General features: G+C 73.4%; 16 protein-coding genes. 10 read left to right on the top strand and 6 right to left on the bottom strand.

What is annotated here, in order from left to right; all coding sequences use genetic code 11:
- Window positions 1-67: 67 nt before the first annotated feature.
- The 3 genes from ACFWEE_RS16000 to ACFWEE_RS15990 all read right to left on the bottom strand — a co-directional run bounded on the left by ACFWEE_RS16000 (window position 68) and on the right by ACFWEE_RS15990 (window position 2,776).
- On the bottom strand, window positions 68-1,312 hold the full coding sequence (locus ACFWEE_RS16000; RefSeq protein ID WP_386889555.1) for an ROK family protein: 1,245 nt from the start codon (window positions 1,310-1,312) through the stop codon (window positions 68-70).
- Window positions 1,313-1,472: 160 nt separating this feature from the next.
- Entirely contained in the window at window positions 1,473-2,129 is a 657-nt protein-coding gene (locus ACFWEE_RS15995; RefSeq protein ID WP_386889547.1) for a DUF305 domain-containing protein, read from the bottom strand.
- The gene (locus tag ACFWEE_RS15990; protein WP_386889545.1) at window positions 2,126-2,776 is read right to left on the bottom strand and encodes a DUF3105 domain-containing protein; all 651 of its coding nucleotides are present in this window, start codon (window positions 2,774-2,776) and stop codon (window positions 2,126-2,128) included. The genes ACFWEE_RS15995 and ACFWEE_RS15990 overlap by 4 nt, the downstream gene beginning before the upstream one ends.
- Window positions 2,777-3,128: 352 nt before the next feature.
- Here ACFWEE_RS15990 and ACFWEE_RS15985 point away from each other — a divergent pair, with 352 nt between their 5' ends.
- Together ACFWEE_RS15985 and ACFWEE_RS15980 are read left to right on the top strand one after the other, a co-directional pair.
- The gene (locus ACFWEE_RS15985) at window positions 3,129-3,989 is read left to right on the top strand and encodes a phospholipid scramblase-related protein (protein ID WP_386889544.1); all 861 of its coding nucleotides are present in this window, start codon (window positions 3,129-3,131) and stop codon (window positions 3,987-3,989) included.
- Window positions 3,990-4,266: 277 nt separating this feature from the next.
- Window positions 4,267-6,486 (top strand): FUSC family protein, encoded by a 2,220-nt coding sequence (locus ACFWEE_RS15980; RefSeq protein WP_386889542.1) that lies wholly within the window; start codon window positions 4,267-4,269, stop codon window positions 6,484-6,486.
- Window positions 6,487-6,649: 163 nt separating this feature from the next.
- Here ACFWEE_RS15980 and ACFWEE_RS15975 read toward each other — a convergent pair whose 3' ends face one another.
- Window positions 6,650-7,660, bottom strand: coding sequence for a hypothetical protein (locus ACFWEE_RS15975; protein WP_386889540.1), 1,011 nt, complete (start codon window positions 7,658-7,660; stop codon window positions 6,650-6,652).
- 320 nt (window positions 7,661-7,980) lie between these two features.
- Here ACFWEE_RS15975 and ACFWEE_RS15970 point away from each other — a divergent pair, with 320 nt between their 5' ends.
- A complete protein-coding gene (locus ACFWEE_RS15970) occupies window positions 7,981-9,672 on the top strand; it encodes an FUSC family protein (RefSeq protein WP_386889539.1) in 1,692 nt (563 codons plus the stop codon).
- A complete protein-coding gene (locus ACFWEE_RS15965) occupies window positions 9,669-10,175 on the top strand; it encodes a MarR family winged helix-turn-helix transcriptional regulator (protein ID WP_386889538.1) in 507 nt (168 codons plus the stop codon). Before ACFWEE_RS15970 ends, ACFWEE_RS15965 begins: the two co-directional genes overlap by 4 nt.
- Window positions 10,176-10,233: 58 nt before the next feature.
- On the opposite strand, the gene ACFWEE_RS15960 is transcribed toward ACFWEE_RS15965, so the two are convergent.
- Window positions 10,234-10,998 (bottom strand): IclR family transcriptional regulator, encoded by a 765-nt coding sequence (locus tag ACFWEE_RS15960; RefSeq protein WP_386889537.1) that lies wholly within the window; start codon window positions 10,996-10,998, stop codon window positions 10,234-10,236.
- A gap of 575 nt (window positions 10,999-11,573) precedes the next feature.
- On the opposite strand from ACFWEE_RS15960, the gene ACFWEE_RS15955 reads away from it, so the two are divergent.
- The 6 genes from ACFWEE_RS15955 to ACFWEE_RS15930 all read left to right on the top strand — a co-directional run bounded on the left by ACFWEE_RS15955 (window position 11,574) and on the right by ACFWEE_RS15930 (window position 17,826).
- Window positions 11,574-13,205, top strand: coding sequence for a sensor histidine kinase (locus ACFWEE_RS15955; protein WP_386889536.1), 1,632 nt, complete (start codon window positions 11,574-11,576; stop codon window positions 13,203-13,205).
- Window positions 13,202-13,609: a roadblock/LC7 domain-containing protein gene (locus ACFWEE_RS15950; protein WP_275491019.1), complete on the top strand. Its 408-nt coding sequence runs from the start codon at window positions 13,202-13,204 to the stop codon at window positions 13,607-13,609. The genes ACFWEE_RS15955 and ACFWEE_RS15950 overlap by 4 nt, the downstream gene beginning before the upstream one ends.
- Window positions 13,606-13,977: a DUF742 domain-containing protein gene (locus ACFWEE_RS15945; RefSeq protein WP_386889533.1), complete on the top strand. Its 372-nt coding sequence runs from the start codon at window positions 13,606-13,608 to the stop codon at window positions 13,975-13,977. The genes ACFWEE_RS15950 and ACFWEE_RS15945 overlap by 4 nt, the downstream gene beginning before the upstream one ends.
- A complete protein-coding gene (locus ACFWEE_RS15940) occupies window positions 13,958-14,572 on the top strand; it encodes an ATP/GTP-binding protein (RefSeq protein ID WP_386889532.1) in 615 nt (204 codons plus the stop codon). The genes ACFWEE_RS15945 and ACFWEE_RS15940 overlap by 20 nt, the downstream gene beginning before the upstream one ends.
- A gap of 247 nt (window positions 14,573-14,819) precedes the next feature.
- A complete protein-coding gene (locus ACFWEE_RS15935) occupies window positions 14,820-16,328 on the top strand; it encodes a cytochrome P450 (RefSeq protein WP_386889530.1) in 1,509 nt (502 codons plus the stop codon).
- A gap of 151 nt (window positions 16,329-16,479) precedes the next feature.
- Entirely contained in the window at window positions 16,480-17,826 is a 1,347-nt protein-coding gene (locus ACFWEE_RS15930; protein ID WP_386889529.1) for a 6-phospho-beta-glucosidase, read from the top strand.
- Here ACFWEE_RS15930 and ACFWEE_RS15925 read toward each other — a convergent pair.
- Window positions 17,808-21,518 carry a DUF4132 domain-containing protein gene (locus ACFWEE_RS15925; RefSeq protein ID WP_386889527.1) on the bottom strand — a complete coding sequence of 1,237 codons (3,711 nt, stop codon included), beginning with the start codon at window positions 21,516-21,518 and terminating at the stop codon, window positions 17,808-17,810. The two genes, ACFWEE_RS15930 and ACFWEE_RS15925, sit on opposite strands and share 19 nt — an antisense overlap.
- Window positions 21,519-21,532: the final 14 nt, after the last annotated feature.

The following is a 21,532-nucleotide window of genomic DNA, read 5'->3' as shown; positions in this document are numbered from 1 at the left end:
GTCCACCAGGACGGCCCGGCCCCTGCCGTGCGTGTGCGGGGACGCGCCCCGGGATCCTCCCGGTACCTCAGCGCTCCCGGGAGGCGTACGCCACCGGGTCGGCCAGGACGTCCTGCATCACCAGGGCCGCCGCGCCCCGGGCCGCGTCCCCGGCCACCGACGACGCCCGGAGCCGGCCGCTGCCCCGCGACCAGAGGCCGGAGACCACCCGGCCGGTCAGCTCCTCGTCGGCGGGGTGCGCCAGCCACGGCATCAGGCCGCGGTAGATCCCGCCGAGCACCACCGCGTCCGGGTCGATCAGGTTCACCGCGCCCGACAGGACGCGCCCCAGCATCCGGCCCGCCTCGCCGACCGCCGCCTCGGCGCGCGCGTCACCGGCGCGCACCCGGCGCTCCAGCTCGATCACCGCCGCACCGCCCCCGGCCCCCTCTATGCCCGCCGCCCGCAGCAGCGCCGCCTGACCCGCGTACTGCTCCAGGCAGCCGCGCGAGCCGCACCGGCACTCGGGGCCGGACGGGTCCACCACCACGTGGCCGATCTCCCCGGCGAAGCCGTGCGCGCCGCGCAGCAGCTCGCCGCCGATCACCAGGGCGCCGCCGACGCCGATCTCGCCCGTCAGATAGAGGAAGCTGCGGACGTCGCCGAGACCGCCGAACCACAGCTCGGCCAGGGCCGCCAGGTTCGCCTCGTTCTCCGAGCTGACGGGGAGCGGGCGCAGCCCCGGGCTCAGGACCGCCAGCGCCTCGGCGAACAGGCGCTCCGCCGGTACCTGGTTCCAGCCGAGGTTGGGGGCCTGGCGCACCGCGCCGCCGGAGACGAGGCCCGGCAGGGCGAGGGCCGCGCCCACCGGATCGAGTTCCTGTTCGCGGGCGGAGTCCAGGGTCCGCGCGGCGATCCGGGCGGCGCGCACCAGGACCTCCTCGGGCGGCTCCCCCCGGTTGTCCAGGTGTTCCGTCTGCCGTACCCGCCCGGTGCCCGCCAGGTCGACGACGCACACCGAGACGTAGTCGATGTTGACCTCCACACCGATGCCCGCGGGCCCGGTGCGGGCGACCTTGAGCGCGGTGCCGGGGCGCCCCGCCTGACCGCTGAAGGTCTTGCCGGACTCGGTGAGGAAGCCGGTCTCCAGCAACTGCTCGACCAGCGAGGACACCGCCGCGCGCGTGAGTCCCACGCGGGCCGCCACACCGGCCCTGGTCGCCTCGCCGGTTTCGTCCTCGTCGCGGACGGCGCGCAGGACGAGGCTCAGATTGTGCCGCCGGACCGTGTCCTTGTCGGCCTTGGGGCCCAGCTGCGTGAGGTGGTTCTTCATATCGTCCACGAGCCTATGTGATGGCGGGCGCGAGGGGACCGGGAGCGGGGGCGGGTCCGTCCGTACCGCTCGCGGCGCTCCCCGGGCGTGTGGGGAAGTCCTGCCGGGCGGGTGGGACTTTCCGTACACGACCTGGTTCCCACCCCGCCCGCCGCCCCGGTCAGGGCTTCGCGCCGCGCTCGCGGAGCATGTCCGCCATGAGCGCGATCTCCGACCGCTGACCGCGCGCCATGCCGGTGGCCAGGTTCCGGATCACCTCGGTCGTGGCCGCGTCGCCCGCCGCCCGCGCCATCTCCGCTCCCGCGGTGTGGTGCGCCGTCATGAGCCGCAGATAGAGGATCTCGGCCTGCTCGCCCTTCGCCGCCCGCAGCGCGTCCAGCTGCGTGTCGGTGGCCATGCCGGGCATCAGCGCCCCGTCGTGCGGCGTGAACGTGTGCCCCATCCAGCGCATCGGCGGGACAGCCGAGCTCTTGGGCAGCCCCCACGCCTCCAGCCAGCCCAGCATCATGCCGCGCTGGTTGGCCTGCGTGTTGATGATGTCGTACGCGAGCCTGCGGACGTCCTCGTCGTCGGTGCGGTCCCGGACGATGAACGACATCTCCACGGCCTGCTGGTGGTGTACGGACATGTCGCGGGCGAAACCGGCGTCCACCGAACCGTCCGCGGGTGCCGACCGCGCCGCCGTGGACGCGGTGCCGGAGGAGGCGGAGGACGGCCGTACGACCGTCAGCGCCACCAGCCCCAGGGCGAGCAGCAGCACGGCGGCGCCCGCCACCGCCAGCCGCCGTGTCCCGGCCGCGCGGCCGGCGCCCGTCACTTCTCCTTCCCGCCGTTGCAGGCGGCACCCGGCTCGGGGGTCTGCGCGCCCTGCACGTACTTGGTGAAGAACTGCGCGACCCGCGGGTCCGACGCGCTGGTGACGGTGACCTGCTTGCCCCAGGCGCTCAGGATCAGCGGGTCGGCCTGGTCCTCCAGCGGGCTCATCAGGGAGTAGGGGGTGGCCTCGACCCGCTCGGCGAGCGCCTTCACGTCGGCGTCGGAGGCCTTGCTGTTGTACGTGACCCAGACGGCGCCGTGCTCCATGGAATGGACGGCGTTCTCCTTCGGTATCGCCTCGGTGTACACGTCGGCGTCGCAGTTCATCCAGACCGGGTTGTGGTCGCCGCCGACCGGCGGGTTCATCGGGTAGGTCACGGGCGTCTCGACGTGGTTCTGGGTGAGCTTGTCCCAACTGCGCTCGCCCACGATGGCGTCGGTCTTGGCCTTCGCCTCGGCCTTGTCCTGGTCGTCCGCTTTCGTCATCAGGTAGCCGCCGCCGACGACGAGTGCGGCCACCACCACGACGGCGGCCGAGATGGCGACGATCCGGGCGCGGCGCTCGCGCCCGCGCTCCTTGCGGCGCGCCTCCTCCAACTTGGCGCGCCGCGCGGCGGAGGCGGGGTTCTGGTCCTTGGTGGAAGTCATGGTCGTCCTCGGGTTCGGCATCGACGGGAAGTGCGCCGGGCGGATGGTGCCCCGTAGGGGCGTCCGGGGGCAACACCCCCTCGGGCGGAAGTACGTGTTCTCGCCCGCGTTTCCCGCCCCGTCGGCCGGATCCGGCCGGATCCGGCGCCGTCCCCACGGGCCCGCGGCGGTACGGCACTTGCCCGGCCGGGCGGGGCGGAGCCCGCCGACGCGCGGCCCGCACGCCCGGGGCCACGCGCCCGGGGCCGTACGCCGTCCCGGGCCCCGGCGCGGCCACCGTCGCGGTCAACCGTTACCGGGGTGTGAAGTTCCGAGACGTGATCGCGGCCCCGTGGCGGGATAGTGTGCCTCGGTGACCACGACCTCGAACATACCTGCGGGTTGGTTCCCTGACCCGCACGGTGCCACGGAGCTGCTCCGCTACTGGGACGGTTCCCAGTGGACCGAGCACACCCACCCCGCCGCCGGCGCCCAGCCGACGGCCCCGGCGGGCTCTCCGCAGGCCGCCGCCGTGCAGGCCCCGGCCCCTCAGGCGGCCGTGCCTCAGCAGCAGTCGGCGCCCGGCCAGACCGCCCAGCCCGGCCAGACCGCTCAGCCGGGCCAGATCAGCGCCGGAACGCTCTTCAATCAGCAGGTCCTGGTGGTGAACCAGAAGGCCAAGCTGATCGAGGTGACGAACGAGTACCGCGTCTTCGACCAGCAGGGCGCGACCCTCGGCTCGGTCGTGGAGGTCGGGCAGAGCTTCTTCCGCAAGGTGATCCGCTTCGCCACCAGCTGGGACCAGTACCTGACGCACCGCCTGGAGATCCGGGACGCCTACGGTCAGCCCCAGCTGCTGCTGACCCGTCCCGCCAAGTTCATCAAGTCGCGCGTCATCGTCCAGCGCCCCGACGGCCAGACGGTCGGCGAGATCGTCCAGCAGAACGCGATCGGCAAGATCAACTTCGCGATCATGGTGGACGGCCAGAAGGTCGGCGCGATCAAGGCCGAGAACTGGCGCGCCTGGAACTTCGCGATCGTCGACCAGAACGACGCCGAGATCGCCCGGATCACCAAGACCTGGGAAGGGCTCGCCAAGACGCTCTTCACCACGGCGGACAACTACGTCCTCCAGATCCACTACCAGCTGCCGGAGCCGATGCTGAGCCTCGTCGTCGCGACGGCGCTCACCGTGGACACCGCCCTCAAGCAGGACTCGCGCGGACTCGGCTGAGCCGCGGACCTTGACCGGTGGTGCCCCGTACGCGCGACGCGTACGGGGCACCGGCCTTTCCGCGTCCCCGACGCGACCGAGGCCGCGGTGCCCCCCCCGCCCCCGGCACCGCGCGCGCCCGCCCCGGTACCGGCCGACAATGGCGGAGCGGCCGGGGGGTCCGGCCGGAACAGGAGGGGCGCGGCATGCGGACCCGTCCGCCGCACGCACGCCGGGGCACCCCCGAGGACCCGCCCCGCGACGGCGTGAAGCGCCCGCAGGCCGGGGGAGCACGGACGTGACCACCGGGCCGAAGCGGGCCGCGACGCTGCGCAGATCCCTCCGCGTCACCGTCTCCGCCTGCGCGGGTTTCTACCCGCTGCTGTACGGAGCCGGGCTTCCGGTCACCGCCCTCTACGCGCTCTTCGCGCCCATCGCCATGGGGCTGCTCTCCGCCGTTCCCGGATCGGGCCGCCAGCAGGCATCCGTCACGCTCCGGGTGATTCCCCCGGCCCTGGCCGCCGCGACCCTGGGGACGCTGCTCGCGGTGGACACCTGGGCGGCCACCGCCGGGATGCTCGTCATCGGCTTCGTCCTGGCGTTCGCCGCCGTGGCCGGTCCGCGCGCGGCGGGTGTGGGGCCCGGCCTCCAGCTCTTCTACATCCTCGCCTGCTTCCCTCCGTACGCGCCCGGCACGCTGGAGGAGCGGCTGGCCGGGCTGACCGTCGGCCTGCTGCTGCTCGCTGCCTGCGAGATCCTGCTGCCCGACCCGGTCCACCCCACCTATCGGGAACGGCTGGCGACCGGGCTCCGGACAGCCGCCCACGAAGCACTCGACCGGAACACGCCACCCGACCGGCTGCGCGATGCCGGGTCGTCACTGCGGCTCTCGCGCATCCCGCCCGCCGAACGCCCCGCCGGAGCGGGCCGCACCGACCGGGCGCTGGAACAGGCGGGCCGCGCCGTACGCCGCCTCCTCGGCCAGCTTGCCTCCCTCGCCGAGGCGCGTCCGGAAGTGCGCGACCCGGCGTCCGCGGCCCTCCTCGCCCACGTCGGTGAGGTGTGCGAGGCCGGCGCGCGTTCCCTGCGTACGGGGACCGGGGCACAGGCCCCCGACATGCTGGAGCGGGCGATGCGGGACTTCCAGACGGAACGCGTCCGTCTGGCCGCCGGAGAGCAGGGCGTGAGCGACCCGGAAGCGGCTCCGAAGGACGTCCGGACAGCGCCCCCGAAAAGGGCCCCGAAGGTCGCCCGGGGAGCGGCCCCGGAAGGCGCCCGGCCGTCCGTCACCGCCCTGCTCCGCACGCAGTCCCGGGTCCTGGCGCTGGCCGAGTCAGCCCGGGTCGCCGGGGTCGCCCTGGACATCGCGCTCAACGGCGTACCGTCCCGTGCTCCCGTCCCACGGGCCATGTTCTGGTACGCGGAACTCGCCACACCGCGCCTGTGGGCCCGGCGGGTGCTGGGCAACGTGACCCTGCGGTCGGTCCTCTTCCAGAACGCCGTGCGGACCGCGCTGGGACTGGCGGCGGCCCGGCTGGTGGCCGGATCGCTCGACCTGACCCACGGATTCTGGGTGCTGCTGGCCGTACTGACCCTCGGGCGTTCGACTCTGGGAGCCACCTGGCGGGCGATCCGCCCGGCGCTGGCGGGCAACGCCGCGGGGGCGGTGGCGGCGGGCGCGCTGCTGATCGGGATCGGCCCGTACACAGAGGGGTACGCCGTGCTGCTCGCCCCCCTGATGCTGCTGGCGTTCTTCGGCGGTCCGATGCTGGGGATCGCCTGTACGCAGGCGCTCTTCACCCTGGTCGTGGCCACCGCGTTCGCCCAGATCTCGCCGGTCACCTGGCGGCTCTCGGAGGCTCGGATGATCGACGTCGTCACCGGAAGCGTGATCGGACTGCTCTGCGGGCTGATGGCCTGGCCCGCCGGGGCCCGGCGCGAGGTCCGGCGGGCCATGGCCGAGCTGCTGCGCTCCTGCGGCGCGCTGGTGCCGGGCACCGCGGAGGCCCTGCTGAAGTCTTCGCCGGGCGGACGGACCGTGCCGGGGACGCTGGTGAGCCTGAGCCGGATGCGCCTGGCCGAGGCGGCGTACACCCAGTACCGCACCGAGGCGTCGGCCAAGCCGGGGGCGCCGGAGGGTCCCGAGGCCGACTGGCACGCCCTGCTCGTCGCCGCCGACGACATGCTGTGGGGCGCGCACCGGCTCCCCCTCTTCGGCCTCCGTCCGGTGGTCCCGGCCCCGCCGGACGCCTGGACCCGGAACAGCGCGCGGCGCCTGGAGGAGGAGGCCGCCCGCATCGCCGCCCGGCTCGACGGCGGCGACAACGGCGGCGACTCCCGCAGGGGCGCCCCGGCCGGGGCCGGCGGCGCCGAGCCCCCGGCCGGGAGACCGCCGGTCCCGCCCTCCGTCGACCTGGAGGTGTGGATCACGAGCCTCGGGCACCAGCTCGCGCGGATCGAGGCCTCGGTGGAGGAGCGGGAGCCTTTGGGCCGGGAGCGACCGGGGCAGGTGCCCTGAGGGAGGCCCGGGACAGGCCCGAGGGGCGCGGAGGCCCGGAGATCCCCTGGTGAGGGACATGCTCCACGGGTCCTCGCCCGTCGTGCCGGAAAGTTCTCCCTCCGGCATCGGGGAGATCGTCCGAGGGGGCGTGGCCGCTTTGATCCGGGGCGGCATGCGCCGCTCAGGCAGGAGGCACGCCGACGCAGTCGTCCGGTCTGCGCTGTCCGTGCGTGCATGCCCACTGAATCAGCTTGTCGACGGTTACCCGGAGATGTTGCGTACCGGGCCCCTCGTCGGGTCCACCTTCAGTGACGAGCGGCCTGTTGTTGAGCTTCTTGCGGTGTTCCTCGCCGTCGTCCGTCGTGAACCTGGATTCCAAGTCCCACGTGCAGCGCGAGCCGGGGTCGGCCACTCCCAGGACGGTCAGGGTCTGGTTGTCCGCACCGCCTCCGAGCGTGATCGTGGCGTGATCGAAGTACTGACGGCCGTAGTTCGGGTCTTCGTTGTCGGTGACGAACCCGTTCAGCGTTCCGCGGTGATCTTGAAGCTTGAATGCCAGTCCTACGATCGGTATGGCCCCTTCGGACGCGGTGTAAATCTCCGTGACCATGTCGGACCGCCGGCATCGAATGTTCACCGCATCGATGTCGGTCACGGTCACCATGGAACTGCTGTCGCTGACAAGGTCCACGAAATACACTTGGCCGCTGCCCGGTCGACGGTCGTCGCCCCCGAGGCCGAACTCCGCACCCGCCACAGCGTCCTTGAGCACGCTGCTGTCGTACTCGCCCGAGCCGATGCCTTCGACCTGTCGGGGAGTCAGCTTGGTCCGGGACGAAACCGAAAAGGGAGGATCGTACGAGTCGTAGGGCTTGGATCTGAACGAGGCGTGGATATAGCCCTTTTCGGCATCGAGGTCACCTTGGGCGTGGTCGTCGATTCCCGCTTCGGTCCCCGCCGTGAGGAAATTGATCGCCATGCCGACCGCGGTACCGACGCCGACGCCGACGATTGCGCACACGAGGACGACGGACCATGTGGCCAGCCTTCGCCCACGACTCAATCCGGCGGACTCCGGGTGAACCGTGTCGGCGACGAAGCGCCCTTCGGCCCTGATCCACCGCGATGCGCGGGCCCAGCGGCCCGGTCCCGCCTGAGGCTGCTCCGTGCTGTCGCTCCGGCCGTCGCTCACGCATACCCCCGCATCCTCGGGTGCAGGATCCTAGCGGGCCGGTGGGCGGAGGGCCGCCCTTTCCCCTGCCGTCTCCCTGTGCGGACGGGCCGGAAGGGGCTGTGACCGCCGTGCGCACCCGCACCGTCACGCCACGTCGCCGCCCGGGCCGGACGGCTGCGAGGTCGAGCGGTGCGCTCATGGCCCGCCGCCTCGGCGCGCGTCCTGGCGGGACCCCGGTGCCCGACCCCGCCCGAGATCCCCGGCGGAGTCGGACGGGGCCGGAGGGTGCCCTCCCGGAAGATATCTTTTACGGGTGTAATACCTGTTAAGGTAAAGGGGTGAGTGAGACAACCATCGTTCCCCGGCGCCCCTCCGTCCGCAGACTTCCCCTGAAGGCGGCACTCCGCCTCAACCACCCCTCGGACACCTGGTTCAAGCCGGCGCTGAGCGTGGTCGTCGCCTCCCTCGTGCCCAACCTGCTGCTCTTCGCTTTCGACCGGCTGGACCTCGTGATGTACACGATGGCCGGGTCGCTCTGCGCCCTGTACGGGCACGCCCTCCCGTACGCCCGCCGCGCCGGGACCTCCGTGCGCGTCGTCCTCGGGATGACCGCCGGGCTCGCCGTCTCGCTGATCGCGGGCTCGCTCACCGACTCCACCGCGATCCTCATCGCCGTCGGCGCCCTGCTCGCCGCCGTGCAGAAGGCGCTCTGCGACGCCTCGCGCATCGGGCCGCCCGGACATGTGATCTTCACCTTCGTCACCTCCGCGGCCCTCTTCGCGCCGCAGCACCTCGGCCAGGTGCCCGGCCACCTCGCGCTCACGCTCGCCGCCGGTGCCTTCTCCTGGTGCGTCACCGTCGGCCCCGCCCTGCTCCGCCGCGAAGGACCCGAACGCCGCGCCACCGCGCGGGCCCTGGACGCGGCAGCCGCCTGCGTCGCCGACCCCGGTCCGCGCACCCGCGGTGCCGCCGCCGCGGCCGTGCACGGCGCCTGGCAGACCCTGCTCGCCTCCGGCCGCGCCACGCCCGCCCGCCGGGCGCTGGAACGCCTGGTCGTGCACGCCGAGGCCGCCCTCGCCGAAAGCTCCCCGGCCGGTCACCGGGCCGCCGCCGACCCCGCGCGGCTGCGCGAGTGGGCCGCGCTGACCCGGGCCCGCGGACCCGTCCCGACGCCGCCGGCCGCCCCCGGCACCACCGCGGAGCTCTACGGCATCGACGCCGAGCGCGCCGGCCGCCGGGCCCGTACGAACCGGGGCGAGCTGCTGCGCCGCCTCGGCCCCGGCTCCCACGTGCTGCCCATCGCCGTCCGTACCCTCATCGGCTGCGCCCTCGCCGGATACGCCTGCGAGGCGCTCGGCGTCGGCCGCCCCTACTGGGCCATCGTCACCGCCGCCTCCCTCTACCAGGCGAACGTCACGCTCTCCTGGAACCGGGCCCTCCAGCGCACGCTGGGCAACCTGCTCGGCGTGCTCGTCTTCGCCGCGGTCCTCCCGCTCACCCGGGTGAGCCCGCTGCTGCTGATCGTCTGCGTCCTCTGCTGCAACTTCGCCGCCGAGGCCCTCATCACCCGCAACTACTGGCTCGGCTCGGTCGCGGTCACCCCGATGGCGCTCCTGGTCATCGAGTTCGGCGGCACCCACCCCGCCGGAGAACTCATCGGCGACCGGGTCGTCGACACCGTGGTCGGCGCGGCGGTCGGCTTCCTCGCCGCCGTACTGGTCACCAACCGGCGGGCCACCGGCCGGGTCGAACGCGCCCTGGAGGCCACCGAGCGGGCCCGCGCCCACGCCGTACGCGTGCTCGCCGACGAGACCGCGGGCCCTGCCGCCCTCGACGCCTCCCGTCGCGGGCTCACCGCCTCCCTGGTCGAGCTGCGCGAGGCCGGGGACACCGCCGCCGGGGAGTGGTGGCAGCGCGCCCTGCCGGAGGAGGACCTCGTCGCCGCCGAGCGGGCCGGACACCGTACGCTCGCCGCGACGGCACAACGGCAGGGGCTCATTTCCCTCGCCCCGGAGAACGGAGCGGTGTGAGCGACGACATCGTGGCCTCGGTGGTACGGCAGTGGCAGGCGGTGAGCCCCGGTCTCGACACCGGGCCGATGGAGCTGATCGGCCGGATCAACCGCTGTGCGGCCCTCCTCCAGCAGGCCGAGGACGCCCCGCTGCGCGCCGCCGGACTCAACCGCGCGGAGTTCGACCTGCTCGGCGCGGTGCGCCGGACGGGCCGTGAACTCACCCCCGGTGAACTGGCCCGGGAGACCTTCTCCTCCGGGGCCGCCGTCACCAAACGGCTCCGCGCCCTCCAGGAGCGTGGTCTCGTCGAGCGCCGGGGCGACGACCGGGACCGCAGGGTCACCTACGTCGGCCTCACCGAGGAGGGGCGCGGCCTGGTCGACCGGCTGCTGCCCCAGCAGCTCGCGTACGAGCGCTCGGTGCTGGCCGGTCTGGACGAACCGGCGCGCGACCGGCTCAGCGCCCAGCTCAGCGAATTGCTGGTGCAGTTGGAGGGACGCCTCGGCGGTGCCGGGCGCTGAGCCGCCCCGCTTCATTCCCGATCGCCGGTGCCTGTGCTGTCCGCCGGTCCCGGTGCGGTCAGCCGGTGGCGGGCTGCTCCAGCGCCGCCGCCGACTGCCGCAGCCGCACCGCGTGTTCGGCCAGCTCGGTCTCGTCGCCCCGGTCGGCGGGGACCGAGGCCACCAGGGCGATCCGGTCGCGCGGGCCCGAACCGGCGAGCGGCACCGCGACGGCGTTCATGCCCGGCGCCGACTCGCCGCCGCTCAGCGCGTACCCCCGGTCACGGACCCGGTCCAGCTCCGCGAGCAGCGCGGTCCGCGAGACGGTGGTGCGCGCGGTGACCGCCTCCAGCTCCTCGTCCGGATAGAGGGCGTCGACCTGTCCGGGCGTCATCAGCGCGAGCAGCATCTTGCCCCCCGCCGTCGCGTGCGCCGGGTGGGTCAGCCCCGTCCCCGGCCGCACCCGCACCGGGTGCGGTGACTCCCGCCCGTCCGTGACGATGATCCGGTCCCCGATCAGCGCCACCGCCTGCACGGTCTCCCCGGTGCGCCGGACCGCGTCGTCCAGGACACGGGCCACCCGCTCCCGGACGGCCGTACCGAACCCCGCGGGGCGGCCCAGCCGCATCAGCTCCGGCCCCGCCGAGTAGCCCCGCCCCGAGGCGTCGCGCCCGGCGAACCCCCGGCCCTCCAGCGTGGCGAGCACCCGGTGCGCGGTGGAACGCCCGACGTCCAGCAGTTCGGCGGCCTCGCTGACGGTGAGCGTGTCATGGGTGAGGAACAGCCGCATCAGCCGCAGACCGGTGTCCAGCGACTCGATGGTGTAACCCGGCGCCGATGCCATGGGGTGCCCGCTCTCATCCGGTTCTCGCCGCGGGCGTGCGGAGGGCGCGACCGGCCCCATCGGCCGTCAAGCCGGGCGACTTTGCCCGCCACCCTTCCGCGGGGCGCGAATACGCCCCTTTCGATCCACTTCGAGTGTGTGTGCGTACGTACTGCTCTGCGGGACGGCCGGGGGAGGCCTCCCGGCGGCGAGCTTAGGGCCTCTCCCGCGCATCCCGTCGCAGCCCCCGCCGCGTTGGTCGCGAAAGCGCCGGGTCGCCCGGGGTGATTACGGTCGGTTCCCGTGGCGCTCCGTACGTCTTCGTACCACTGTGCGGGACGGAAGCCTCATTTCCCGCCCGCCCGACGTGATTCGTCACTGTCCGCGCACGTCCGGAAGCGTTGAGTGCGAAAACTGGCGAGTGTATTACCACCGGAGTCCGTGCGCAGGGCGTTGGGTGAATGTGCCGACCCCCTGTTCTGATCTGGCTAAGCTCACGCGCAGTGAAGCCGAGTTGGCAGCAATTCGCGCACATGTTCATGAGTGTCAGCACCTGTGGGCATACATCCCGGAATCAACCGCCAGAGGGTTTTTAGATGGTCCGTGTTGAATCACCACCGACCGACCGACGGATCCCCGTCGTCCGTGTACTCCTCCTGCCCGTCGCGCTGGTCGTCGGCGCCTCCGCGCTGGGCGTCACCCTGGTCACGGACGCCGCGCGGATACCACTCGCCGTGAGCGGCGCGCTCGGCGCCGTCGTGGTCGGTGCGCTCGCCGTCGCACTGAACAGGCGACGGTGCGAGACACGCGTCCTGCGCGCGAAGTACGAACAGCGCATCGCCCAGCTCGAATCGCGCATCGCCGCACACGACGAGGAGACCGTGCGGCTCACCAAGGAACTGATGCCCTCCGCCATCAGGATGCTGCGGGCGAGCAACTCGCCCGAAGAGGTCATGCGGGAGGTGGTGGACGGGGACGAGTCCTACCGCAACCTCCCCAAGGCGCTGCGGCGCCTGGTCTACACCGTCCTGCAGATCATCGACGACGAGGAGGCGCGGCGTGACTCCGCGCAGCGCGCCTTCGTCAGCGTCGCCCGGCGCGTGCAGGCCATCGTCCACCGCCAGGCGAGCGAACTGCGGGAGATGGAGGATCACTACGGGCGCAACCCCGAGGTCTTCGACGACCTGCTCCGCATCGACCACGGCACCGCGCTGATCGGCCGCCTCGCCGACTCCATCGCCGTGCTCGGCGGTGCCCGCCCCAGCCGTCAGTGGCCCAAGCCCGTACCGCTGTTCAGCGTGCTGCGGGGTGCGATGTCCCGCATCCTGGAGTACCAGCGCGTCGATCTGCACTCGATCGCCAAGGTCGCCATCGTCGGCACCTCGGTCGAACCGCTCATCCACGCCTGCGCCGAACTCCTCGACAACGCCACGCGTTACTCCCCGCCGCAGACCCGGGTGCACGTCACCGCGGTCGAGGTGCAGACGGGCATCGCGATCGAGATCGAGGACGGCGGCGTCAGCCTCAGCGAGGAGGCCCGCGCCCGGGCCGAGAACATGCTCGCCCAGGCCCAGGCCGGCATCAACATGAACGACCTCGGGGAATCCCCGCGCCTCGGCATGGCGGTCGTCGGCCGGCTGTCGCGCATGTACCAACTCCAGGTATCGCTGCGCCAGTCCGCGTACGGCGGCGTCCGGGCCGTACTCATCGTGCCCCGGGACATGATCACCACCGGACCCGCGCCCGGCATCGCCCACGGCATCGGCGCCACCTCGCGGCCCACCAGCTCGCTGGACATGTCGCAGCTCCAGCACGTCGTACCGCCCGCGGGAAAGCGGAAGGCCAGGGCCGCTGCCACCGGTCCGGTGCCCTCGGCAACCGCCTCGCCGGCCGCGTCCGCGCGCCCGGCCGCGCCCGCGGCGGCCATGGAGGACGAGGTCCCCGTGGTGACCGAGTGGACCGAGAACGGCCTGCCCCAGCGCCGCAGCCGGGGCCGCGCCCCGCTCGGCTCGCACAACCTCCCGCAGCAGGCCCCGGCACCGGTGACGGAAGGCGCCCCCGCGGCGCTCAACGGCGCCGCCCCGCACACCGCCGGCCGCGCGGGCGGCGAGGAGAAGCCCCCCGGCCTCTGGCTGGAGGCATTCACCAAGGCCGTCAACGGCGTGCCGCACGACCCGAAGAACGGCGAAGACTCTGACGACGCGTGGGACAAGGGAGACCTCAAGTGATCCAGCAGCGGGGAAACATGGACTGGATGCTCAAGGAACTGGCCGACGACGTTCCGAGCATCCACCAGATCGTGGTGCTCTCCTCGGACGGTCTGCGCATCGCCATGCACGGCGGAGACCCGGACGTCGGGGACCGGCTGGCCGCGGCCTGCGCCGGGCTGCAGAGCCTGGCCGCCGCCGTCGCCTCCGAAATCCCCTACAGCGACGGCCTGATGAAGCTCGTCGTCATCGAGGTGACCGGCGGGTTCTTCTACCTGATGGCGGCCGGCACCGGCGCCTACCTCGCGGTCCTGGCCGGTGAGACGGTCGACGCCGGGCTCGTCGGCGCGCGGATGCGCGACATGGTCGTCCGGATCGGGGCCCATCTGACCAGCCCGCCGCGCCACGACGGGCAGGCCGGATGAACGCTCCCCGACGGGAACGCCGCAATGCCGATCCGGCGCTCAACGATCCCGAGCGCCTGTACGTCATCACCGGCGATCTTGACGGCAGCGAGCGGGCGGCGCTCGACCTGGTCACCATGGTCGTCGCCCAGGCGGAACCCTCACCGACGTTCCGGCCCGAGCAGGCCGCGATCCTGCGGCTCTGCCAGGCACCCCTGTCGGTCGCCGAGATCTCCGCCTATCTCGGCCTCCCGTTCAGCGTCGTCACCTCACTCCTGACCGAATTACTCGCGACCGAACTGATCGAATCGCGCGCACCCATCGTCCGCGCCACTCTCCCCGACAGGTCCCTTCTCGAAGCGGTGATGCATGGACTTCAGAAGCTCTGACACGATCACCGGCCCCCGTACCGAGGACGTCCTGCCCACCACGGCCACCGCCGCGGTGAAGGTCGTGATCGTCGGTGGATTCGGGGTCGGCAAGACCACCATGGTCGGTTCGGTCAGCGAGATCCGGCCTCTGACGACCGAAGAGACCATGACGCAGGCCGGCGTCGGCGTCGACGACAACGCGGGGGTGGAGAGCAAGACCGCCACCACCGTCGCCATGGACTTCGGCCGGATCAGCCTCAGCGAGGAACTGATCCTCTACCTGTTCGGCACGCCCGGCCAGGAACGTTTCTGGTTCCTGTGGAACGGCCTCTTCGAGGGCGCTCTCGGCGCCGTCGTCCTGATCGACACCCGGCGCCTCGAAACCAGCTTCGACGTCATCGGACGTCTGGAGGAGCGCGGGGTGCCGTTCGTCGTCGCCGTCAACACCTTCCCCGACGCCCCGCACCATCCGGTCGAGACGTTGCGGCAGGCGCTGGACCTGCCCGACGAAGTCCCCATGATCGACTGCGACGCGCGGCTGCGGGCGTCCAGCCGGGACGTGCTGATGACGCTCATGCGCTACCTGCACAACCTGGCCGTACCCCTCGCCTGACCTCCCCGGGCGGCCGGTCGGATCATCCGGACGGCCGCCCCCGCGACCGAGCCGCGCGGCACCGGGGGTGTCCGGCGGATCCGGCAGGCCGCGGCGCGGCTCCGGTACGGCGCGTCACCCCGACGCGAAGCACCGGACCGGGCGTGCGAGCCCGCCGTGACCCGCCGGACACCCCCCTTCGGTCCGTGTCCCCTCCCCGCCCGCGCGGCCCCCGCGCGACCCCGAAAGCCTCATCACTGGAGCCACTGTGACAACCCCCTTCTCCCACGAACCCGGAGCCCCGGCGGGAGCCGTCCCGCCGCCCGGATGCCCCGCCCACGGCCTCGGTCCCGGCGGGCTGCGCCGCTACTACGGCGCCGAGGTGGAGAACGACATCGTCGGGCTGAACGAGAAGCTGCGCGCCGAACACGGCAGCGTCGCCCCGGTGCTGCTCCACGGTGACGTACCCGCCTGGCTCGTCCTCGGCCACAGCGAGAACCTCTACGTCACCCGGACCCCCTCGCAGTTCTCCCGCGACTCCCGGCGCTGGCGCGCCCTGCAGGACGGCAGCGTGGGCCCCGAGCACCCGCTCGCGCCGATCTTCACGTACCAGCCCGTCTGCGTCTTCGCGGACGGCGCGACCCACGAACGCCAGCGCGGCGCGATCACGGACAGCATGGGCCGGATCGACACCCGCGGCGTGCGGCGCCACATCAACCGCTTCAGCAACCGCCTCGTCAACGACTTCTGCCTCAAGGGCACCGCCGACATCGTCAGCCAGTTCGCCGAGCACCTTCCGATGATGGTCATGTGCGCGATCTTCGGCATGCCCGAGGAGTACGACGACCGGCTGGTGCAGGCCGCCCGCGACATGACCCGGGGCACCGAGACCGCCGTCACCAGCAACGCGTACGTCGTCGGCGTGCTCACCCGGCTCGTCGAGCGCAGGCGGGGCGCCCCGCAGTCCGACTTCGCCAGCTGGCTCGTCGAACACCCCGCCCGGATGAGCGACATCGAGGTCATCGAGCACCTCCGGCTGACGCTCATCGCGGCGTACGAGTCCACCGCCAACCTGATCGCCAACGTGATCCGGATGGTGCTGACCGACCCCCGCTTCCGGGCGCGGCTCAGCGGCGGCCACATGACCGTCCCCGAGGCGGTCGAGCAGACCCTCTGGGACGAGCCCCCCTTCTCCGCGGTCTTCGGCCGCTGGGCCGTCGGCGACACCGAGCTGGGCGGGAAGCAGATCAAGGCCGGCGACGCCATGCTCATCAGCATCGCGGGCGCCAACAGCGACCCCGCGGTACGGCCCGACCTCAGCGCCTCCATGGAGGGCAACCGCGCCCACCTCGCCTTCAGCGGCGGTCCGCACGAGTGCCCCGGCCAGGACATCGGCCGTGCCATCGCCGACGTCGGCGTGGACGCGCTGCTCATGCGGCTGCCCGACCTCGAACTCGCGGTGGACGAGAACGAACTGCGCTGGATGGGCAACATCATGTCGCGCCATCTGACCGAGCTCCCGGTCCAGTTCGCGCCCAGCCCGCAGCAGGAGATCGACGACGAACCCATGACGTCGATGGCCGCCCGCTCCGCCCCCCGCAACGACTGGGAGATCTCGTCGCCCTCGCCGGGCGCCCCCGGCCGGCCGGCGGGCGGGCAGGAGACCGCCGAGGCCCCGGCCGAAGGCGCCCCGGCCCCCGCGATCCCGGAGCAGCGCACCCAGAGCACCACGGGCCGCCTGTGGCAGGCCGTCTCCAGCTGGTGGAAGGGGTACTGACCGACGTTCACCGGGGCGTCCGGCGCCCGGGCGCCCCGGCGAACGCCCCGCGCCGAGCGGCCCCCCGGCGCGTGGGCGCGGTCGGAGTCCCGGCCCGCCGTCCCCCGCGTCCCGGCGGGCCGGGGAGCCCGGCCCCGTACCATCGAGCAGCGTGAAGCTGACAATTCTTGGCGGTGGCGGATTCCGGGTTCCCCTGGTGTACGGGGCACTGCTCGGCGATCACGCCGAAGGCCGCGTCTCCCGGGTCACCCTCCACGACACGGACCTGGACCGCCTCACGGCCGTCGCCCGGGTGCTGGACGAACAGGCCGGGGGAGTGCCGGACGCTCCCGCGGTCCTGGCCACCACCGACCTCGACGAGGCCCTGAAGGGCGCCGACTTCGTCTTCTCGGCGATCCGGGTCGGCGGCCTGGCCGGCCGCGCGGCCGACGAGCGGGTGGCCCTGGACGCGGGGGTGCTGGGGCAGGAGACGGTCGGGGCGGGCGGCATCGCGTACGGGCTGCGCACCGTTCCGGTCGCCGTCGACCTCGCCCGCCGCATCGCCCGGCTCGCCCCGGACGCCTGGGTCATCAACTTCACCAACCCCGCGGGCATGGTGACCGAAGCGATGTCCCGGCACCTGGGGAACCGGGTCGTCGGCATCTGCGACACGCCGGTGGGCCTCGGCCGCCGCATCGCCCGGGTCCTCGGCGCCGACCCCGACCACGCCTGGATCGACTACGCGGGCCTCAACCACCTCGGCTGGGTCCAGGGCCTGTACGTGAACGGGCGGAACGAGCTTCCCCGGCTGCTCGCCGACGACGCCCTGCTCGGCTCCTTCGAGGAGGGCAAGCTCTTCGGCACCGACCTGATCCGGTCGCTCGGTGCCGTGCCCAACGAGTACCTGCACTACTACTACTTCAACCGGGAGGCGGTCCGCGCCTATCAGCGGGCCGAGCTGACCCGCGGCGCCTTCCTCCGCGAGCAGCAGCAGGGCTTCTACGCGCGGATGCGTGAACCGGGCACCCCGGCCCTGGCCACCTGGGACCGCACCCGCGCCGAGCGCGAGGCGACCTACATGTCGGAGAACCGCGAGGTCGCGGGGGCCGGGGACCGCGCCGCGAGCGACCTGGAGTCCGGCGGCTACGAACAGGTGGCCCTCGCCCTCATGCGGGCCGTGTCCCGCAACGAGCGCACCTCGCTCATCCTCAACGTCCGCAACGCGGGCGTCCTTTCGGCGCTCGACGCGGACGCCGTCGTCGAAGTCCCCTGCCTGGTCGACGCGAACGGCGCCCACCCGGTGGCGGTGAGCCCGCTTCCGTACCACGCGGCCGGGCTCGTCACCTCGGTGAAGGCCGTCGAACGCGCCGTCCTCGAAGCGGCCGACAGCGGATCGCGCTCCGCCGCCGTACGGGCGTTCGCGCTGCACCCGCTCGTGGACTCCGTCAACGTCGCCCGCGAACTGGTCGACGCCTACACCCGGGTCCACCCCCAGCTGGCCTACCTCGACAAGCCCTGACCGGCCACCGTGGCGGTCCGGCCCGGCGCCCCGGCCGGACCGTCGGGGGCCGGACCGCCGTCCGCCGGGGCGCGCCGGACACCGCCGAGCGCCGTCAGGTCCGCGAGCGCCTCGGACGCGGTCACCGGGTCCAGGCCGCCGAAGAGGTGGGTGTACGTCCCGTGGGGCCAGTGGTCCCCGGGCCGCTCGCCGAGCCAGACCGCCTCCAGCCGCTGGTCGGGAAAGGCCTGCGGAGAGCCGGCCACGATGCCCTCGTAGAACCCGACGACGAGGTACAGCTCCTCGCCGAGGCGTTTGGAGATCCACCCCACCACCCCGGCGTCCTGCGGCGCGCCCCGCTCCCAGCCGCGCCGCTCCAGCCCCAGCACCTCGACGGTGGGCACGGTGACGCCCTCGAACCGGGCCAGCCGGTTGCCCGTCCGCTCCTCGTCCGTCAGGGCGAAGACCGGGCGCTCCAGCTGGGGGAACGGCTGGGACAACTCCCGGCGGGCGAAGAGCGTGGACCACGCGGCCCGCTCGTCGCCGAGGCGGAGCGGATGGGCCAGCCGCACGGACGCGTCGGCGGGCAGCACGTACCCGTCGTCGCGCACATCGGCGAACGTCCGGTCCTCCGCGACCCGGAAGGCGGTCGTGGTGCCCCGCGACTCGCTCAGCCACACCAGCCGCCGCACCAGATGACCCACCAGCGGATGGGCGACGAACAGCTCCTGGAACTCGCGCGCCGTCCAGCACCGGCCCGAGACCATCGCGGCCTCCAGCCGCTGCACCTGCCCGGAGGCGACCGCGCGTACGTCCTTCTTCAGCGCCAGGAACCGCTTGCGCGCCGCCGAGGCCAGCTCCCCGTCGTCCCGGGCCGCCGGGGCCGGCAGGTCCCTGCGGCGGTTCCCCGCCCCGTCCAGGACGTACGCGCCGAGGCGCTCGTCGAAGCCGACGGTGAAGCGGCGCGGGCCGTAGTCCACGACCGTCGAGCCGTCCGCGTCCAGCCCGAAGTCCGGCACCAGGCGGTCGGACAGCTGCTCGGCGGTGAGGCCCAGAACCGCGGCCACCTCGGCGATCTTCTCCTGGGCGCGCGTCTTCAGGGCCTTGAACTTCACCCGCTGACCGATGCCGTGCAGATGGAGCAGGGCCACCTCGCTGCCGATGGCCGCCAGCACGTCCAGCCCCTCGACCGCCCGGTGGTGCGCGCCCTCGCCCGGCCAGGCGCGGATGACCGGCGTGAGCCGCCGGACGGTCTCGTCGTCCCCGACCTCGCCCAAGGCGTACAGCGCCCAGGACTCCCTGGCCGGCAGACGCGCGTCGAGCCACTGCTCGAAGACCGCCCAGGCGAACCCGGCGAGCGAGGCGGGCGCGGCGGCCTCGCGCAGCGCCGCGACGCCCGGGTAGACCTCGCCCGGCCGGCAGAGCGCCAGCATCGTCAGGGCGTTGCGCACCACCTCGGCGGGCAGGGCCTCGCCGGTCCGCGTCAGGAGCTGCGGAAGCAGCCCCGGCTCCGCCCAGTTCGGCAGGACCGGCAGCTTCGCGGGCAGCGCGTGCTCCAGCGGATCGGCGACCAGCAGCACCTCCACGGAGCGCAGCGCGTCCGCGCCGTACCGGGCGGCGGCCTCACGCACCGTCGCCTCGCCGTGCACCGCCGCTATCTGGAGCAGCGCCCGCTCGGCCGCCCGCCGCGGGGCGCCGGGCTTGCCGACCGCGTCCGGCACCAGGAACACCGCGGCGGCGGCGCCGTGGCGCGCGAACCAGGTCCGGGTCGTCGCGGCGGTGGACTTCAGCCGGGCCGCCCAGTCCGCCATGTGACGGGCGACGGCCGCGTCGGCGAACGGCAGGAACAGCTCCGCCATGGTGCTCGGCTGGCGGGGGACCGTACGCAGCAGGAGCGGCAGCGCGTCGATCCCGAAACGGGCCACGATCGGCCTGAGGGTGTCCGCCCCGTCCCACAGGTCCGTCGGCGCCCAGGTGGCCAGGGCCGGTGCGATCCGCTCCACCGGCGCGTGCAGGAAGATCCATGCGGGCCGCAGCCCGGTGCTGCCCAGCCCTTCGAGCTGGGAGGAGATCACCTTCTCCCAGTCGCCGCCGTGCTGCGGGCGGGTGTACCAGGTGGAACAGCGCGCCCACGCCTCCTCCTCGCCCGGCAGCCAGCGCAGCTCCGGCGCGGGGAGCGCGGCCCCGCCGGTGCTCACCGGGGTGGCCGCGCCGGTGCGCGGGCGGGTCCACGGCGGCCGGGTGAGCACGGAGGGCAGGGAGGCGAGGGACGCCTCCGGGAAGCGGGACACCGGGTTCAGCAGCGGGCCGACGACCTCCGCCAGATCCGCGGGCAGCCCCGGCAGCAGGGCGGACACCAGCGGACGGTGGGTGTTGATGTGGGCGTGCAGCAACTGCCGCGAGGCACGCGACCTCGTGGCGGTGTTGTACCGGACGTCGGCGGAGAGCAGCCGCAGGGCCCGCACCGGGTAGCGGCGCATCGCGTCGAGCAGCGCCGCGCGGACCTGCTTCAGCTCCTTGTGGTGGAGCAGGACGTTGAACGCCTCGTCCGTGGGGAGTTCGGCGAGCGCGGCGGAGACCGCCTTGACTCCCTCGGCGTAGTGGTTGCCGTGGTCGAGGTACTTCCGGAGCATCGGCGCGACGGCCGTCCCGATGCCGTCGGCGAGCGTCGCGATCACGGCGAGGGTGTGGTCCGGACGGTACGACAGCCGCGCCAGCTGGTCGGCCGACGTCAGCGAGCAGAGCACCATGCGCTGCAGGACGTAGTGGTCCTCGGCGAGCACGGCCGGCTCCGACAGGAGGGCGTCGACCCACTCCCGCTCGCTCGGGGCCAGGAAGGCGGCGGCGATCCGCTGGTGGCTGTCCCGGCGTGCCGCGCCGAGCGCCGCCACGACCGCGCGGTAGGTCTCCTCGTCCGCCGCGGCGATGTGGGCGCGGGCCCGCGCCGCCACGTTCAGCGAGCCGTGGTGCCAGTGCAGGGACGAGGAGAGCGAGACGCGCTTGAGCGCGCCCTTCACCCGCCGCCCCAGGGCGTGGTAGCTGTGCGCCTTGATGGTCTGGAGCTCCTGGGCCGCGCGGGCGGCGAACGGCAGCCCGTGGTCGTCCACCCAGGTGTCCACCCAGCACGAGGGGGCCGTCTCGCCGAGGGAGACGACGGCCGCCAGCGCGGCTGCCCCGACCGGGGAGGGGCTGCCGGCGAGGTGGGCCCGGGTGGCGTCCACCAGGTCCGGGTCCGAGCCCGGCTCGGTGAGGATCAGCTCGATCCAGGCGGCTTCCCCCGCGATCCGCTCCCCGACCTGCGCCAGAGCCTCCTCGCCGGGCCGGTTCAGCGGCCGGACGCAGCCGCCGCGCCGGGTGTGGAGCACCCGGCGCCAGCTCAGCGGGAGTTCGAAGGTGTCCTCGTCCGGCAGCGTGGCCGCCGCGTCCGCACCCGCCGCAGCGGTTTTGCGCGCGCCGGCCGTCTCGCAGGATTCCGCGTACCCCGGCGCCGTCGGCGCGGACGCGCTCGCCGCCACCTCCTCGTACCCCTTGCGTTCCTTCTCCGCTATGGTCCTGCGCACGTGGGCGTGCGCGGCCTCCTCGGAGGCGTACTCCTTCGTCCGGGTGCGCCCCTCCGACCCGCAGCGGCCGTACCGCACGGTGACCGCGACGCCGACCGCCCCGGTCTCCCAGAACTTCGACGCAGTGCCCTCGACCAACTCCCAGCGCCGCATCCGCCCCGCCCCCT

Source organism: Streptomyces sp. NPDC060184 (genome assembly GCF_042728795.1).
GTDB lineage: Bacteria > Actinomycetota > Actinomycetes > Streptomycetales > Streptomycetaceae > Streptomyces.
Note: the sequence above shows the minus strand (reverse complement) of the source record. Positions and strands in the feature narration are given on the sequence as shown.

Excerpts from the sequence above, each read along its gene's own strand:
- ACFWEE_RS16000 (WP_386889555.1), bottom strand. The coding sequence starts at position 1,312 with ATGAAGAACCACCTCACGCAGCTGGGCCCCAAGGCCGACAAGGACACG.
- ACFWEE_RS15990 (WP_386889545.1), bottom strand. The coding sequence starts at position 2,776 with ATGACTTCCACCAAGGACCAGAACCCCGCCTCCGCCGCGCGGCGCGCC.
- ACFWEE_RS15960 (WP_386889537.1), bottom strand. The coding sequence starts at position 10,998 with ATGGCATCGGCGCCGGGTTACACCATCGAGTCGCTGGACACCGGTCTG.
- ACFWEE_RS15955 (WP_386889536.1), top strand. The coding sequence starts at position 11,574 with ATGGTCCGTGTTGAATCACCACCGACCGACCGACGGATCCCCGTCGTC.
- ACFWEE_RS15945 (WP_386889533.1), top strand. The coding sequence starts at position 13,606 with ATGAACGCTCCCCGACGGGAACGCCGCAATGCCGATCCGGCGCTCAAC.
- ACFWEE_RS15940 (WP_386889532.1), top strand. The coding sequence starts at position 13,958 with ATGGACTTCAGAAGCTCTGACACGATCACCGGCCCCCGTACCGAGGAC.
- ACFWEE_RS15925 (WP_386889527.1), bottom strand. The coding sequence starts at position 21,518 with ATGCGGCGCTGGGAGTTGGTCGAGGGCACTGCGTCGAAGTTCTGGGAG.